Source organism: Psychroserpens sp. AS72 (assembly GCF_038900375.1).
Taxonomy (GTDB): domain Bacteria; phylum Bacteroidota; class Bacteroidia; order Flavobacteriales; family Flavobacteriaceae; genus Psychroserpens.
Window position 1 is genome coordinate 89,727 of record NZ_JBBMRC010000002.1, and the last position, 16,666, is coordinate 106,392.

Annotated in this window: 19 protein-coding genes; 7 read left to right on the top strand and 12 right to left on the bottom strand. The window is 30.5% G+C overall.

Going from position 1 to position 16,666, the window contains the following annotated elements; genetic code table 11:
- Positions 1-29: 29 nt before the first annotated feature.
- Genes WNY78_RS03980 through WNY78_RS03990 form a run of 3 tightly spaced genes read right to left on the bottom strand, consistent with a single transcriptional unit; the run spans position 30 to position 2,308 of the window.
- On the bottom strand, positions 30-1,061 hold the full coding sequence (locus tag WNY78_RS03980; protein ID WP_342871893.1) for a lysophospholipid acyltransferase family protein: 1,032 nt from the start codon (positions 1,059-1,061) through the stop codon (positions 30-32).
- Entirely contained in the window at positions 1,058-1,969 is a 912-nt protein-coding gene (locus WNY78_RS03985; protein ID WP_342871894.1) for a bile acid:sodium symporter family protein, read from the bottom strand. The genes WNY78_RS03980 and WNY78_RS03985 overlap by 4 nt, the downstream gene beginning before the upstream one ends.
- Before the next feature lie 3 nt (positions 1,970-1,972).
- A complete protein-coding gene (locus WNY78_RS03990) occupies positions 1,973-2,308 on the bottom strand; it encodes a tRNA-binding protein (RefSeq protein ID WP_342871895.1) in 336 nt (111 codons plus the stop codon).
- A gap of 67 nt (positions 2,309-2,375) precedes the next feature.
- On the opposite strand from WNY78_RS03990, the gene WNY78_RS03995 reads away from it, so the two are divergent.
- Positions 2,376-2,930 carry a thioredoxin family protein gene (locus WNY78_RS03995; protein WP_342871896.1) on the top strand — a complete coding sequence of 185 codons (555 nt, stop codon included), beginning with the start codon at positions 2,376-2,378 and terminating at the stop codon, positions 2,928-2,930.
- Positions 2,931-3,238: 308 nt separating this feature from the next.
- Here WNY78_RS03995 and mazG read toward each other — a convergent pair whose 3' ends face one another.
- The 4 genes from mazG to ruvX all read right to left on the bottom strand — a co-directional run bounded on the left by mazG (position 3,239) and on the right by ruvX (position 5,619).
- Entirely contained in the window at positions 3,239-4,018 is a 780-nt protein-coding gene (gene mazG, locus WNY78_RS04000) for a nucleoside triphosphate pyrophosphohydrolase (RefSeq protein ID WP_342871897.1), read from the bottom strand.
- Positions 4,019-4,105: 87 nt separating this feature from the next.
- Positions 4,106-4,534: a DUF5606 domain-containing protein gene (locus WNY78_RS04005; RefSeq protein ID WP_342871898.1), complete on the bottom strand. Its 429-nt coding sequence runs from the start codon at positions 4,532-4,534 to the stop codon at positions 4,106-4,108.
- A 15-nt stretch (positions 4,535-4,549) separates the two neighbouring features.
- Positions 4,550-5,140 carry a peptide deformylase gene (gene def, locus WNY78_RS04010; RefSeq protein WP_342871899.1) on the bottom strand — a complete coding sequence of 197 codons (591 nt, stop codon included), beginning with the start codon at positions 5,138-5,140 and terminating at the stop codon, positions 4,550-4,552.
- A 65-nt stretch (positions 5,141-5,205) separates the two neighbouring features.
- Entirely contained in the window at positions 5,206-5,619 is a 414-nt protein-coding gene (gene ruvX / locus WNY78_RS04015; RefSeq protein WP_342871900.1) for a Holliday junction resolvase RuvX, read from the bottom strand.
- 593 nt (positions 5,620-6,212) lie between these two features.
- Between ruvX and WNY78_RS04020 the strand changes: the two genes are divergently transcribed.
- From WNY78_RS04020 to WNY78_RS04030, 3 genes are read left to right on the top strand one after another with little or no spacing between them, the layout of a single operon-like run.
- Positions 6,213-7,028, top strand: coding sequence for a 2,3,4,5-tetrahydropyridine-2,6-dicarboxylate N-succinyltransferase (locus WNY78_RS04020; protein WP_342871901.1), 816 nt, complete (start codon positions 6,213-6,215; stop codon positions 7,026-7,028).
- A gap of 9 nt (positions 7,029-7,037) precedes the next feature.
- Entirely contained in the window at positions 7,038-8,903 is a 1,866-nt protein-coding gene (locus WNY78_RS04025; protein ID WP_342871902.1) for a sulfatase-like hydrolase/transferase, read from the top strand.
- 35 nt (positions 8,904-8,938) lie between these two features.
- On the top strand, positions 8,939-9,997 hold the full coding sequence (locus tag WNY78_RS04030; protein WP_342871903.1) for a glycosyltransferase family 9 protein: 1,059 nt from the start codon (positions 8,939-8,941) through the stop codon (positions 9,995-9,997).
- A gap of 24 nt (positions 9,998-10,021) precedes the next feature.
- Here the strand turns inward: WNY78_RS04030 and WNY78_RS04035 are convergent, their stop codons facing one another.
- On the bottom strand, positions 10,022-10,843 hold the full coding sequence (locus WNY78_RS04035) for a glycosyltransferase family 2 protein (RefSeq protein WP_342871904.1): 822 nt from the start codon (positions 10,841-10,843) through the stop codon (positions 10,022-10,024).
- Between the two features lie 50 nt (positions 10,844-10,893).
- Between WNY78_RS04035 and WNY78_RS04040 the strand changes: the two genes are divergently transcribed.
- The gene (locus tag WNY78_RS04040; RefSeq protein ID WP_342871905.1) at positions 10,894-11,667 is read left to right on the top strand and encodes a glycosyltransferase family 2 protein; all 774 of its coding nucleotides are present in this window, start codon (positions 10,894-10,896) and stop codon (positions 11,665-11,667) included.
- Here the strand turns inward: WNY78_RS04040 and WNY78_RS04045 are convergent.
- From WNY78_RS04045 to WNY78_RS04060, 4 genes are read right to left on the bottom strand one after another with little or no spacing between them, the layout of a single operon-like run.
- A complete protein-coding gene (locus tag WNY78_RS04045) occupies positions 11,644-12,414 on the bottom strand; it encodes a lipopolysaccharide kinase InaA family protein (RefSeq protein ID WP_342871906.1) in 771 nt (256 codons plus the stop codon). The two genes, WNY78_RS04040 and WNY78_RS04045, sit on opposite strands and share 24 nt — an antisense overlap.
- A 30-nt stretch (positions 12,415-12,444) precedes the next feature.
- A complete protein-coding gene (locus tag WNY78_RS04050) occupies positions 12,445-13,323 on the bottom strand; it encodes an alpha-1,2-fucosyltransferase (RefSeq protein WP_342871907.1) in 879 nt (292 codons plus the stop codon).
- Positions 13,320-14,123, bottom strand: coding sequence for a glycosyltransferase family 2 protein (locus WNY78_RS04055; RefSeq protein WP_342871908.1), 804 nt, complete (start codon positions 14,121-14,123; stop codon positions 13,320-13,322). The genes WNY78_RS04050 and WNY78_RS04055 overlap by 4 nt, the downstream gene beginning before the upstream one ends.
- A gap of 2 nt (positions 14,124-14,125) precedes the next feature.
- Positions 14,126-15,025 carry a hypothetical protein gene (locus tag WNY78_RS04060; protein WP_342871909.1) on the bottom strand — a complete coding sequence of 300 codons (900 nt, stop codon included), beginning with the start codon at positions 15,023-15,025 and terminating at the stop codon, positions 14,126-14,128.
- Positions 15,026-15,120: 95 nt separating this feature from the next.
- Here WNY78_RS04060 and WNY78_RS04065 point away from each other — a divergent pair, with 95 nt between their 5' ends.
- Both WNY78_RS04065 and WNY78_RS04070 read left to right on the top strand, forming a co-directional pair.
- Positions 15,121-16,005 (top strand): glycosyltransferase family 2 protein, encoded by an 885-nt coding sequence (locus tag WNY78_RS04065; protein WP_342871910.1) that lies wholly within the window; start codon positions 15,121-15,123, stop codon positions 16,003-16,005.
- 14 nt (positions 16,006-16,019) lie between these two features.
- On the top strand, positions 16,020-16,664 hold the full coding sequence (locus tag WNY78_RS04070) for a class I SAM-dependent methyltransferase (protein WP_342871911.1): 645 nt from the start codon (positions 16,020-16,022) through the stop codon (positions 16,662-16,664).
- Positions 16,665-16,666 lie beyond the last annotated feature (2 nt).

A 16,666-nucleotide genomic window follows, 5' to 3' on the forward strand; every position in this document is an offset into this window, starting at 1 on the left:
AACTCCACAGCAGACAACACAACAATAAACTATAATTTCACAGACAATAAAGCCAACACAATCACATTGATGAGATACATAAATGCGAATTTGATTTGAAATACAAGTCCTAAAATTAGCATCACTATCAGAATAAAAATAGGCACTAAAGAAATAACAATTGCAAATCTAAAGGTCGATGTGAATTCAATTTCTTTAATTTTTGGTTGTGCAATTTTTTTCCAAATGAAGTAAGGTATAAACAAATTGATAATTAATAAAACCTTAAATAATCGTTTTAAAGGATGGCTCTTTTTTGGTGTGCTTGTTTTGCAATCCTCAAAGTTACTAGCAATACATTGATTGACTTCTTCTGGTTTTGTAAAATCAACATTTAAATCTTCCAGTTTTTTGAGTGTTGAGTCGTATTTTTCACTTTCAATATGAATAGTAAGCTGTTGCAATTGTTGTGACACTTGCTCCTTAAGTTTTATAATACTTTTGTTTTTATCACCTAAGAGTTCTTTATCAACTTGAATTGGAGTGCCAAAATTAATCAACGCAGAATCACTAAACTTTTCAGCCTTTTTATAATTTAACCCAACAGGAATGAGTTGAATTTTAGTGTTTGGATAACGTTCTAATGTTTCAAAAATAATACGCGTAAACCCTTTGCTCAACGGTCTCACAGTTCTGTTTAAATTATGACTGCCTTCAGGAAAAATCACAATCGCATTTTGCTCACTCAATAACTTTGAACTCTTAGAAAATATGGAGTTATTTTTATTCAAATTCCCCCAACCATCTCTAATACGATATACTGGAAGCATTTGTAAACTTTTCAAAATTCTACTTACTAAAGGCTTCTCAAACACACCTGCTCGTGTTAAAAAATAAGAAAACCGTCCATTTTTAGTTGCAATTAACAACGCATCCAACAACGCATTTTGATGGTTTCCCAAAAATATTACAGCTTCATCTTTAGGAATATGATTAGCATTTCTAATGTCTATTTTTTTGAAATAAAAAAACAAACCTAAACGTATATACGCTCTTACAGTAAATAACCAAATCTGTTTCAAACTACTATTACTTTTGATGGTTTCCGACTCCAATAAAACGCTAAAATTAATCCCGAAACAATATGCCAAATTCCCCAAAAAGCAGCCATAATTGCCATACCTCCTAACCCGTTAAAAAATGTAAATATGAGTAATAACCCTAGACCAGAATTTTGGATTCCTGTTTCAATAGCTATTGTTTTTTGATCTTTAAACGATAATCTAAATGCTTTAGCAGTAAAAAACCCTAATAATAGTGCTAGTGCGTTATGACAAATTCCAATGATTAATACATAATGAATATAGTTATTAAATACTTCAATGTTTTTAGAAAATGCAATAAGTACTATAGAGACAAAAACCAATATTGAAATTGGTTTAAGCAACTTAGAAAATTTAATTGCAAGACCACTGTTTTTATGCTTAATTAACATACCTAAAAATAAGGGTATACCTAAAATTAGCACTATTAGTTTTACAATTTCATAAGGCTGTAATTGTACATCTTTTAAAATTTGAGATGTTGGTTCGTATAAACTTGCATATAAATGAAAATTTAGTGGAGTTACTATGATGGTTAAAAACGTTCCAATTGCAGTTAAACTAACAGATAAAGCTGTATTTCCATTTGCTAAATGCGTCATGAAATTTGAAATATTACCACCAGGACAAGCTGCAACCATTATCATACCTAGTGCAATACTTGGTTGTGGTCTAATTAAAATAATGATTAAAAAAGTTAATAAAGGTAATAGCACAAACTGAGCTAAAAGACCAACTAACACTAATTTTGGTTGTTTTAATAAAGACTTAAAATCATTTATAGAAATACCTAAAGCAACTCCGAACATCACAATTGCTAACGCGATATTTAGAACCCACAATCCATCACTATCAAAATTTATTTTTACGTTATCTAATTGCTCCATGTATTATGAGACAGCGAGTCCGTTTTTAACTCGATTTTCAGGGTTTAGTAGAATAACATCTTTACCATCAACGGCTCCTAATAATAGGCATTCACTCATAAATTTTGCTATTTGTTTCTTCGGAAAGTTGACTACCGCAACTATTTGCTTTTGAATTAATTGTTCTTTAGTATACAAGGTCGTAATTTGAGCTGAGGATTTTTTAATCCCTAGGTCACCAAAATCAATCGTAAGTTGATAAGCTGGGTTTCTAGCTTCAGGAAAATCATTAACCTCAATTATAGTTCCAATTCGCAAATCTATTTTTGTGAAGTCTTCGAAAGTTATTATATTATCCATAGAATTTGCTCATGAAAGTGAGTCTGTTTTTAAAAATAACTAAATTACTAAAAACTCACAGAATAATATGGCACTTACACCCTCTAATATGCTTCCACTAGGAACAAAAGCTCCCGATTTTAAATTAGTGAATACTGTTGATGACACTTTGGTATCTTTAAATGAAGCAAAAGGTATTAAAGGCACTATGGTGATGTTTATTTGTAATCACTGTCCGTTTGTAATTCATGTGAACCAGCAATTGTCGCAATTAGCAAAAGATTATGCTTCAAAAGGAATTAATTGCATTGCGATTTCAAGTAATGATGTTGAGAACTATCCACAAGATGGACCAGAAAAAATGAAGCAACATGCTATAGATAACGATTATATATTTCCTTATTTATATGACCAAACTCAAGACATAGCAAAAGCTTATGATGCAGCTTGTACTCCAGATTTTTATGTATTTGACAGTAATTTAAAATTGGTTTATAGAGGTCAACTAGATGACTCAAGACCAGGAAATGATATTAAATTAACAGGAAATGATATTCGTAAGACTTTTGATAATTTGTTGAATGGCGAGCCAATTTCCGAAGTACAAAAACCAAGCATTGGTTGTAATATTAAGTGGAAATAAAACTTTATTAAAACATTTTAAGAAATAGACAATCCTATTTTTAGATCTCGATATGCATCGGGATAATTCGAACTGCTCTTTCATTGCGCCTTTCAGCTTTTAAAAGTACGTTCTCATTAAATAATAAAATCCTGTCTGAATACACAGACAGGATTTTACCCCTAACTAAACTAAATTTTAAATCTTAATGCGTCCGCTTAACTACTGCATTAAGATCACCTACTTATGATTAAGAAACTATATTAAGTTTCTATCTGCTTTATATACGTGTCGTTTTATATGTTTGGATTACGACGATTGAAAAAAAGTTATATTTTTTTTGCTTCTTCCCAATAAACGTCCATTTCTTCTAGTGTCATCGCAGATAAATCTTTTTTTAATTCTTTAGATTTTTGTTCTAAATATTGAAAACGCTTGATGAATTTTTTATTGGTTCTCTCTAATGCACTTTCTGGATCTACATTTAAGAAACGAGCATAATTAATCATTGAGAATAATACATCGCCAAATTCACTTTCAATTCTATCTTGATTATTTTGATTGACTTCTTCTTGAAGTTCTCCTAACTCTTCTTGTACTTTTTCAAACACTTGATGTGGTTCTTCCCAATCAAATCCAACTCCTGCAACCTTATCTTGAATTCTGTTAGCTTTTACCATAGCTGGCAAACTTTTAGGAACACCTTCTAGAACGCTCGTTTTCCCTTTGCCTTCTTTTAGTTTTATTTGTTCCCAATTTCTTTTGACGTCTTCTTCGTCTTTAACCGTTACATTTCCGTAGATATGAGGATGACGATTTATGAGTTTATCACAAATACTGTTGCAAACATCTGCAATATCAAAGGCTTTTTTCTCACTTCCAATTTTAGAATAGAACACAATGTGAAGTAATACATCACCTAGTTCGTTTTTCACCTCTTCTAGATCATTATCTAAAATGGCATCACCAAGCTCGTAAACTTCTTCTATGGTAAGATGACGAAGGGTTTGAAGAGTTTGCTTTTTATCCCAAGGGCATTGCTCACGCAACTCATCCATAATGATGAGTAAGCGCTCAAATGCTTCTAATTGCTGAGTTTTATCTGACATATAAATTATTTAAAACTCAAAAATACGACGGTTTCACTCAGGTAGAAATTCTAAGCAACATTTAATATGAACAATCTATTAACGAGACTATTCTTCTTCGTCTGCAGTAACGACTTCTTTATCTTCATCTAAAGCACCAAGCATATCATGCTTTTCAAGTAAATTGTACCATTGTACAATTTTTTTGATATCACTTGCATACACTCTATCTTCATCATAATCTGGTAAGACTTCAAAGAAATACTCTTCTAACTTGTCTTTAGAATCTTTATGACTTATTGACGTTTGCTTTGAATCTTCTTTAGTTCTAATTTTTTTCAAAACCTCTCTAAGCGGCAACTCTTCTGTTAATGTATAGACAGCAATTTCGCTTAATACACTAATGTTACTGTGAATATTCACAGATACCTTTTTTTGATCAATTAGAGATTCTACAACAAAACCATTACGGGTTTGTGTAACAATTTTATATAATCCTGGTTTTCCAGAAATGGAAAGTATTTTATCTAAAGTCATAATATATGTTAAGTATTAGCGCTTTTTCTTCATTAATGGAAAACGCATTCTGTAATCTACTTGTATTTTTCCTTTGGAAATATTAGCCAATTTCCCTTTTATTAAACGTTTTTTTAGTGATGATAGTTTATCGGTAAATAAAATACCTTCAATATGATCATACTCATGCTGAACTACTCTAGCTATTATACCATCATAAACTTCAGTATGTGTTTTAAAATTCTCATCCTGATATTTGATCGTCACTTTTGGTTGTCTAAACACATCTTCTCTTACATCTGGAATACTTAAACAGCCTTCGTTAAAAGCCCATTCATCACCTTCTTCCTCTAAAATTTCAGCATTTATAAATATGCGTTGAAAATTTTTAAGTTGCTCTTGTTCTTCTTCTGTAAACACCTCATCTTCAGCAAAAGGCTCAGTATCTACAAGAAACAAACGAATTGGTAAACCTATTTGAGGTGCTGCCAATCCAACACCTAATGCACCATGCATGGTTTCTTTCATATTCTCAATAAGAGCATCGAGATTAGGATAATCTTTTGTAATAGGTTCTGCTTTTTTTCTTAAAACAGGGTCACCATATGCAACAACTGGTAATATCATTTTATTGTAATTTTCGGGTGCAAAAATACGATTCTTTAGATAATTTAAGAATTTTTAAGATGCTTTTAAGACGGATTTTGTAAATAACTCTGCAATATAATAGTTGCACTAATTTCATCTATCAATGCTTTATCTTTACGTTGCTTTTTCTTAAGTCCGCTATCAATCATCGTTTGAAATGCCATTTTAGATGTAAAACGTTCATCAACACGTTTTACTGGTATTTGTGGTATCTCTTTTTCTAACTTAACTAAAAATTTAGCAATAGACACTTCACTTTCAGAGGCTTCGTAATTCATTTGCTTAGGCTCTCCTACTACAAATAATTCTACATTTTCTTCGGAAACGTACTGCTTTAAGAATACAATCAACTCTTTAGTTGCAACCGTTGTCAAACCAGAAGCTATAATCTGCAACTCGTCTGTGACAGCTATTCCTGTTCGTTTTGTTCCGTAATCTAATGCTAAAATTCTCGCCATTTGCCAAAGTTAATTCTTATAATCTAGCTTATCAATCTTAATGCCACAAAAAAACTCTTCTTTATAGACTAAAGAAGAGTTTCAAAATAATCAACTATCAATTAAACTCATGAAATTGCTTACCCTCTACCTTAAACAATCCATGATATACTTTTAAGACACTATAGTTTCAATTAAGTCACATTTCCGAAGAAAAAATTTAAAATTTTAACATAAAAAAAGTCTTTCTTGGGGCACAGAAAGACTTTTGGGGATTTGCTATTATATTATTTAAGGCATGTAAGGCTATCGCTAACAGATTGTTAACTAATTATTTAGACACCCAATTTTTTAATAGGTCACATTTTATTTTTTAAACTTTAATTTTACAAAAAAACCCTCCTAAGGGATCAGGAGGGTTTTACAAAAATTAGCTATTAATTATTAAAGAATCCAAGTATTTGTTTAGGGAAAACACTTGGCAAATAATAATTCACAATATTAAGACACCACTTTATTTGATAGGTCACATTATTTTTAATTTTTTATTTATTCTGAATTTACTCAACAAAATTATAGGCTTATATTTGTAAAAATTGCAGATAAAAAACACAATGAAACAACTACAAAACATTATAGAAAACGCTTGGGATGATAGATCTTTATTAACAGATCAACTCACCATTGATAGTATAAGAAGCGTTATAGACTTACTAGATGAAGGCACATTAAGAGTTGCTGAACCTACAAATGACGGTTGGCAAGTCAACGAATGGGTGAAAAAAGCAGTTGTTTTATATTTCCCTATACAAAAAATGGAAACTTTAGAAGCTGGTATTTTTGAGTATCATGATAAAATTCCTTTAAAACGTGATTATAAAAAACGTGGAATTAGAGTGGTACCAAATGCTGTAGCTCGTCATGGTGCTTATATTTCTGCAGGTACTATTTTAATGCCTAGTTATGTAAATATTGGAGCTTATGTTGATGAAGGCACTATGGTAGATACTTGGGCTACAGTTGGTAGTTGTGCACAAATTGGAAAAAATGTACATCTCTCTGGAGGTGTTGGGATTGGTGGAGTTTTAGAACCTTTACAAGCCGCTCCAGTTATTATTGAAGATGGTGCATTTATTGGTTCTCGTTGTATCGTTGTTGAAGGCGTTCATATAGAAAAAGAAGCTGTTTTAGGTGCTAATGTCGTGTTGACAATGAGTACAAAAATCATAGATGTTACTGGTGATAAACCAGTAGAAATGAAAGGTAGAGTTCCTGCACGATCTGTAGTTATTCCTGGAAGTTATACTAAGACATTTGCTGCAGGTGAATATAATGTACCTTGTGCTTTGATTATTGGGAAACGTAAAGAAAGTACAAATAAAAAGACATCGCTCAATGATGCTTTGAGAGAATATGATGTTGCTGTTTAATTAGAAAAAATGGCAAACTATTATAAAAGTTTAAAACTCTTTGCAAAACGTTTTTTATTAGTTGTACTAATCTACCAACTGTGTCGGTTTTTATTTTTGATATTCAATTTTAATACGTTTAGCAAACCTTTTTTTAGTACTTTTTTTGGAGGACTGAGATTTGACGTGTCTGCAATTGCTTATATTAATTTGCTTTTTGCACTATTACATTGTATTCCTGGGACTTTTAAATACAATAGGATATACCAAAAAGTACTTAAAGTGTCATTTTATTGTGTTAACCTACTCTTTATATTTACCAATTTTGTAGATTTTGAATATTATAAGTTTACAGGTAGACGGAGCACTTTTGGTATGCTAACTGCTCAAGGCATGGAACAGGAAGTTAAAGGTTTATTAGGTACTTTCATCATAGAGTTTTGGTATTTACCACTCATTGGAATTACACTTGCCATTGCGTTTTATAAAGTAATCCCTAATTTAAAACTGCCTGTTTTAGCTTTTAATCATTCTAAAAAAGATTACGCCAAACAAACACTTATATTTCTTGGTGTAATGGTTTTGATGGTAATTTTAGGACGAGGAGGTGTGCAAAAAAAACCCCTTCGTATTATAGATTCTAGTGGTTATGGCTCAATAAATCATTCAGCATTAGTTTTAAATACGCCATTTTGTGTCTTAAAAACGATTAATAAAAAGGAAACTTTAAGTAGTCCAAAATATTTTTCTCAACCTGAATTAGATAGCATTTTTAATCCTGTAATGACTATTAATCCTAAAAAGGAAACGAATAAAAAGAATGTTGTTTTAATCATTCTAGAAAGTTTTGGAAGAGAAAACTTAAACGTTGGTGTCACTCCGTTTTTAGATTCATTAATTACTAAATCTTATTATTTTGAAAATGGCTTTGCTAATGGAAAACTATCCATTGATGCTGTTCCTTCTACGTTAACAAGTATTCCTAGCTTATTAAAACACTCCATCATCACTTCTAGTTATGCTGTAAATAAAGTAAATGGCTTACCACGTATATTAAAAGAACAAGGTTATAATACCTCTTTTTTTCATGGTGCTTTTAATGGTAGTCAAAACTTTGATCAATACGCTAAAGTTTCTGGTTTTGATTCTTACTTCGGAAAAGACGAATACCAAGGACCTGAAGCGTTTGATGGTAAATGGGGAATTTTTGATGAGGAATTTTTGCAGTTTTTTAATACTAAACTAACCACATTTAAACAACCTTTTTTTAGCACAGTTTTTACTATTTCGTCTCACAACCCTTATATAATTCCAGAAAAATATATTGGCAAATTTCCGAAGGGAAACTCCAAAATACACGAAACTGTTGCATATGCAGATTACGCTTTAAAACAGTTTTTTGATGCTGCAAAAAAAGAAGATTGGTATAACAATACGCTTTTTGTTATTACTTCAGACCACACTTCTGTTAGTAATAAAAAACTATTTAATACTAATGTTGGTAAGTTTAGAATTCCTATTTTGTTTTTTGATCCTTCCGAAGAAAACTTTATTGGAACGCACGATAAAAATTTCCAACAAATAGATATTTTACCTTCCATTATTGAGTATTTAGGGATTTCAACACAAACAATTAGCTATGGAAAATCTTATACATCAAATCAAGATTTTGTCGTCTATTATTTAGATAACATTTATCATTTAATTGATGGAGATTACTATTTAGCATTTAACGGAACAACGTCTCTAGGCTTATATAACTTTAAAAAAGATCCTCTATTAAAGGAAAATTTAATTTCGGTAAAAACAGAAAAAGCAAAAACTTTAGAACAATTTATCAAAGCTTACATTCAATCATTTAATGAACGTATGATTGATAATAAGTTAACTTTATAGTACTTTTTCACGAAAACGCTATTTAATTTGGCACTATGAAAATTCTAGTAATTCAACAAAAAATGATTGGTGATGTATTAACAAGCAGTATTTTGTTTGAAGCTTTGCGAACCAAATACCCAAATGCACAGTTAGATTATTTAGTTAATTCTCACACACTACCAGTTATTGAAAACAACCCAAATATTGACAATTTTATTCTCTTCACTAAAGCCGAAGAAAATAGTAAACGTGCGCTTTTAAAATTTGCAAAAAAAATAAAGCAAAATAAATACGATGTTGTCATCGATGTCTATTCTAAACTGTCGAGTAATATTATCTCGTTTTTTTCTGGTGCTAAAACTAAAATCTCTTACTACAAACATTACAGCACTTTTGTTTATACGCATAACATAAAAAGACTTAACAAAACTGAAAGCAAGTCTAATTTAGCAATAGTAAACCGGTTTCAATTACTACAACCACTTGGTATTGAAGCAACGTCTGCTAAACCAAAAATTTATTTAACAGATAAGGAGATTACTGATAGTCAACAATTTTTAATAGACAACCATATCGACTTTAACAAACCACTATATATGATTAGTGTTTTAGGAAGTGGAACCAATAAAACCTATCCGTTTTCATACATGGCAAAAGTTATAGATCGTATTGCGCAGCAAACGAATGGACAAATTTTATTCAATTATATCCCAAACCAAGAAGCAGAAGCTAAAGCCATTTATAATTCATGTCAACCAGAAACTCAGAAACTCATTTTCTTTAATGTCTTTGGGAAAAATCTTCGTGAATTTTTAGCAATCACTAAACATTGTGATGCTTTAATTGGCAATGAAGGTGGTGCTGTAAATATGGCAAAAGCACTTGACATTAAAACGTTTGCAATTTTCTCACCTTGGATTAGTAAAGACACTTGGAGTCTTTTTGAAGACGACAAAACACAGGTATCTGTGCATTTAAAAGATTATAAAGCTGAAATTTATAGTAATAAAGCTGAAAAGGAAATGAAAAAAGAAGCTTTAGAACTTTATAAAGAATTTTCTCCTGAGTTTTTTGAAGACAAATTAAAGGCCTTTTTGAAACAGACTATTTAACTGTTTAAAGGAAAGTACTAACAACTATTTTTTAATAATCCCAAAATCTGTAAAACGAGCATTGCTTTGTTTCGTTTCTTTTCTTATTGCCTCGTTCTTTTTTCGGATATCTACATTTTTATATGGTCTTTCATGATATAAATGTACACAAATTGCGCTATAACGTACTTGCAGAAATTTAATTCCATTATTCATCATACGCTCACCTACTTCCCTATCTTCTGCTCCATATTGCATGCGCTCATCAAAACCATTTACAGCTAAAATATCTGCTTTATAACAAGACACATTCATCCCGTCAAAAGTAGCTTTAGTTGGAGTTAATGTATTTAAAAATTGTGCTTTGCTTTTTGACTTAGTTAGTTTATTGAATTTGAAACTTTTAGTTTGTCCTTGGGCTATTAACCAATCTTTGTTAAAACAATTCTGCAGGCTAATCACCTCTTCTGTTATTGCATTAGAAACCGATTCATCTAATTTAAAATAACCACCTGAAAGTGCACATTTTTTTCTTCGGAAACTAAGATGTGTTTCTACAAAATCTCGTCGAGCAATGCAATCTCCATCGGTAAAAATGAGATAATCAGAATTTGAAGCCACAATTGCTTTATTTAAAATCTTAGTTTTTTGAAACCCATTATCTTCCTGCCAAACATGGATTACTTTTAATTCCGTTTGAGTCGAAAACGCTTCAATTAACTGTTTTGTTTGCTCGTCAGAACCATCATCTGCAACAATAATTTCAAAATTAGATGTCGTTTGAATACTATAACTATACAATACGAGGCTTAACCATTCTGGCTGATTGTAAGTACTAATTATAACAGAAGCATCAATAGTTTTCATTGGTTCAAAAATAGTTATTTTTACGCATTAAACGTATTCTAGATTCTTTTTTGAAAACCAATAAAAGTAACATATCTGCTTTGATGATTACCTTCAATGAAATAAAACACATTGAAGAGGTTATTAGTAATCTCACATTTGCTGAAGAAATTATAGTTGTAGATTCTTATAGTACTGATGGAACCTTTGAGAAATTAACCGAAATGGATAATGTCACAGTTATTCAAAGAGAATTTAAAAACTTCGCAGATCAACGCAACTACGCGATTGAACAAGCCAATTGTGAATGGATTTTCTTTATTGATGCAGATGAACGTTTAACTGAAGCGTCTCAAATAGAAATAGTTGAAACGGTAAAACATAATAACGGAATTGAAGCATTTAAATTTCCGAGGAAATTCATGTTTAATGACAAAATATTGCGATTTAGTGGTTTGCAATCCGACCAGGTCTTTCGGTTATTTAAAAAAGGTGTCACTAAATATCGCGAAGATAGATTAGTACATGAACTCCTTGATTTTAATGGAGAATTTAAGGTTTTAAAACATGATATGTTGCATTATTCGTTTAGTGATTATCAAGCCTACAAACAAAAAACTGAACACTACGGCTTATTAAAAGCACAAGAATTATTTAAAAAAGGGAAGCGACCAAATTGGATTCATTTTTATATCAAACCAGCTTATAAATTTATAGCCAACTACATCTTTAGATTCGGTTTTTTGGATGGAAAAGAAGGGTATATAATTTGTACTCTCAATGCGTACGGTGTGTTTTACAGGTATAAAGCGCTTGAAAATTTACTTAGCACGTCTCCAAAATAAAATTTTGTTTTTAAGACGTCTTTTTCTGTGGTATCGGTTTTGAAATGCTTCGGTATACGTCCACATGAGGTTAAAGATGTCTTCATAATTTTCTCCAGAAGATTTCGCATACTCATCACTCATAATCTCCACCATAAACTTGTGAGTCGTGAGTTTTGAAAAGTTTTTGATTCGGGTTTCAAAATCTAAGGGTTTAAATTCCATTCGGTTTAAATCCACCAAATAAAATTCATAATCCTCTCCTACTTTTTTTATGAGTGTATTTCCTGGAGAATGATCTAGAAAATGAACGTTTTTTTGATGTAGCTTATACGTAAATCTAGTAAACGCTCTTAAAATGTCTTCGTGGTTAGGGTACTTAAAATCGGTTGTCAACTCACGATAGGTTAAATCACAGTCTAACTGCTCACTTATATAATAACTTTTTTTAAATAAAAACGGTGTTTTAAACTCATAATAAGCAACTGGTTGTGGTGTGCCAATATCTAAACTCTGAAGCCACTTTGCATATTCAAACGAGCGTTGTGCTTTACTTTTTCTAAAAAAACGATACGCTATTTGATTCACCAAATTAGGAATTCTAAACGACTTAACATTAAGCGTTTTATCATCTAGCTGAAACAACTTTAAAGAGTTGCGATCTTGATTTCCAAAACCCTCGCCTTTAGTGTCATAATTTATAATTATATCATCTAAAAAAGCCTCGTTTTGCTTAAAATTATCGTGTATAGATTTGTTTTGAGTCATTAATTATTTGTGCGCTTTTAGCATGAAAATTTATAGTCTAATCCAATCTTTTGACACGAGATCTCTCACATCATTATCAGAATTTAAAAACCAAGGATCTGGTGCTACTACAATATTACCCTTTTTATTACTTAACCAAACTGCCCACCATGAAAAACTACTTGCAGACATCACAAAATGTTGACATGAAGCCATTAATTGCAAGTCTTCTTTAAATTTAATTTTATTGGTTTGGTAATCTATTACTGTGAAATCTTGGTCAAATTTCACGTTTTCTAAACACCATTCTGGATCATCAGAAAACACAAAAAAATGTGGTTTCTCAGTATTTTGATTTATATGTTGCGCTGCATTATAAAAATAATCTAAGCTAGAACTATTAAAAACATGATTATTCACATAATCACCACGTCTCATATGTACACAAACTGCATTTACAGATGTGATTTTGTTGTACAATTCTTGTGCTTGTGTTGACAATGAATCTTTAAATTGAAAATCTTTCCGAAGTTCATTTTCAGCAGCTTCAAAATAAGATTCGCTTTGCCAATACCCAGAATATAAGGTATTATCTTTAGGATTGTTGATTAACCAATCTTCAACAGTAAACGTTTTTTCTTTGTATCTTTTTATTCCGAAGAGCTTAATACCTTTTAAAAATTGTGAAATAAAATTAAGACCTAGTTTATCAAATTGTATCAATAGACTAGGCTTAACTAAAAAATTTGGTTCTAACTTAAATATATCTAATTGATAGTCACGATTAGTCACCATAGCTGTATCGTAAGTTTTTAATAAACTTGTAAGATCTAATTTTAATGTGGTGTCTAATTGGTGTGCTATACGCCTTCCCAAAGCATATTGAAACATCTGGTTTCCTAATCCTCCACGCAATTTAACTATAATCATAATGCCTTTAAATATTTATCAATACCATTCTCTGTCCAAGATAGTTTTTCATTAATGGTTTTTAATTCTATGTCATTATTTAATTCTAATCTACTCTTTGATTTTTCAAGATGATAGATGTGATAAACAATACCTCTATATCGTAATCTTCTTGATTTTAAACCAAAATTATGAAATCTCAACGCTAATTCAGAATCTTCTCTTCCCCAACCTTTAAAGTCTTCATTATAACCATTTACTGCAATAAAATCTGATTTAAAGTAAGACGTATTACAACCTCTAAATTTTTTAGAAAATTGGTGATTAGCTTTATAAAACTGACTTAAAAACGGGCTATAAATAGCACGCGTACGTTTTTTTATCCCTTCGGAAAAAGGCCCAAAACGAACCTCTTGCTTTGCAAAAAGAGTGTCTAGATGCGCTTTTTGTATGTTTACGCGACTTCCGTAGAGATAGCAATTTTCCGAAGAAAACTGTAAATGATCCTTTATAAAATTTGGATGCATTATACAATCTCCATCTACCTGAATGATGTAGTCTCCTTGGGATTGTGCGATGGCTTTGTTTAGTATAATGGATTTAGTAAACCCAACATCTTCATGCCAAATATGACGAATTGGAATGTTAATATCTTCGGAAATTTTAGAAATCAATGTTTTTGTTTCAGGTGTAGAACCATCATCTGCAATAAGCACCTCGTCTGGTAAAATGATTTGATTTTTAAGACTTTTCAAAACCAAAGCTAAGGCTTCTGGCCAATTGTAAGTTGAAATAATTAATGATGATAATCGTTTTTTCATATTTAAAAATAAGACTCAAAATTAATTTTACTCCTTTTAAAAATCTTTAAAAACTTAAACCACTGTCCAAAATTCTTTTTTCTTAAAAAGGACGTTGACAGTTTTAAATCGTCGCTGCTTTTAATATAATCTTTAATGTCATTTAAATTCTGGCTTGGAAAATGTCCCAACTCTTTCCATATGGTTGGGTCTAAATAAAACACGTTTTTTATGGTGTCAAAATTAGTTGCATCAGCTTTTTTCCATTTATCAAAAAACTCTGAATTAAGTTCTGCACTATGTCCCCAATTTTCAAATTTAAATTTTAATTCTTCTTCTGTTCGAGACAAGCATTCGTGAAGTAATATATTATCTGTATAAATAACACGTTCTTTAGAGTTACGAGCATTTTTATAATTTGGATAATTGGTGGCTAACATGACTTTTGTAGGCTGGTTTACATAGAGTAAACCTTCATCCAAGTACTTATATATATTTATTAAAAAGCCTGCAATTTGAACTGGTTGCTTTTTAGGATTAGTTAAAAAATGATCATATTTTTTAAGTGTTTCAACAAATTTTTTAAAATCAATAAAAAACTCATCTGCGTCAATTTGAATGAGCCAATTGCCAAGTCCCATTTTTTGAGATAGCATATGACGTTCTCGAGTATCATTTTGTAATGTAGTTAATTCAGGGACATAAAAGTTATCTCTATAAATCTCAATTTTATTATCTACATCAAAGGTTTTTAACCACTCTATAAAACTATCGTCTATTTCAAATCTATTACCTTTCCATGTACGTTGTTTTTCGTCTAATGCCAAATAAATTTTATCAGACTCTTCATATACTGGAGGAATAGAATTTTTTAGTTTTTCATAATCATAAGACATTAAAAAACCTACTTGTATTTTCTTCATATCTATACATTGTAATATTACAATATTAATCATTTAAGAAAACTTAATCTCTCAAACCTTCATTTTTTTGATTAAATTTGCACAGCTTACAACCTATGGATATATCTATTATAATTATAAATTTTAATTCTTCAAACTACACGATTAACTGTATAGAATCTATTTATAAATATACTAAAGATGTTAATTATGAAATAATTGTTGTTGACAATAATTCATCTTATGAAGATATAGAAACCCTTAGTGCTTTTTTAGAAGGTAAACCTATCACATTTTTAAAGAGTAAAGTGAACTTAGGCTTTGGAGGAGGTAATCATTTTGGTTATCAATTCGCAAAAGGAAATCATTATGCGTTTATTAATAATGATGCTGAATTAACCGAGAATTCACTATTAAAATTACTCAATTATAGTAATAAAAATAAAAAAGCTGGTGTCATAGGTCTTCATCAAGTAAACAAAGATAATGAGCGTTTTAAATATAGCTACAGGCAATTTATTGATTTAAAATATCACCTTTTTAAACAAAAGAAACCACAGAAATACTATTCTAAAAAAACAAATAGCGATTTAACGAGTCCGTTTGAAGTTGATATAGTCTCAGGTGCTTTTATGTTTTTCAAAAAAGAAGCTTACGAAGTTGCTGGTGGTTTTGATCCAAACATATTTTTGTTTTATGAAGAAATGGATATTTGTCTAAGATTAAAAGATAAAGGTTATCAAACTATATTCTATCCAGAATCTACATTTATACATTATATGGGTCAAAGTTCTGCTAATGTTAAAATTAAAAACGAGTTTACAATTTCATATTTATATGTGATTCAAAAAAACTACAGTTACTTTTATTATTTCGTATTAAAATTAATACTGCTATTAAAATATGGGTTCAAATCAATTATAAAACCTAAAAAATATTTCTCTTCCTTTAAAATCCTATTAAAAGGAGGAAACGCTTTAGTATATTCAATGAAACCTTAACAAGATCTAAATCTATGGATTACGAAAACAAACCAGATGCCTATTATAGCTTTCCACGACCAGAAATGCTAGATTTATTACCTAAAAACGCAAAACGCGTTTTAGATGTTGGATGTGGACAAGGCACTTTTGCTACGCAAATAAAAGCTTTTAATAATGCTGAAGTTTGGGGAATTGAATACATGCCTAACGAAGGTGAAGTTGCAAAAAAAGTCATGGATAAAGTATTTATTGGTGCTGTTGAAGATTATATCGATGAACTTCCAGACAACTATTTTGATGCCATATATTTTAATGATGTATTAGAACATTTGACATATCCTGATGATGTACTAAAAAAACTAAAACCAAAATTGGTAAAAAACGGACTCATCATTAGCTCTATACCAAATATGAGAAATTTTAGGGTTTTGAAAATGCTGGTTTGGGATGGTAATTGGGATTATACAGATCATGGTGTGATGGATAAAACTCATCTACGTTGGTTTACAAAAAAGAGTATTAGAAAAATGTATGAAGATTTAGGTTATGAAGTCATAGTACACAAAGGATTACATCCAAGTAAATCATTGAAAATCATTCTTTATAATATCCTATTATTGTTTAGGGCTAGCGATATTAAATACATTCAATTTGCTACAGTAGCACGCAACGTGTAAAC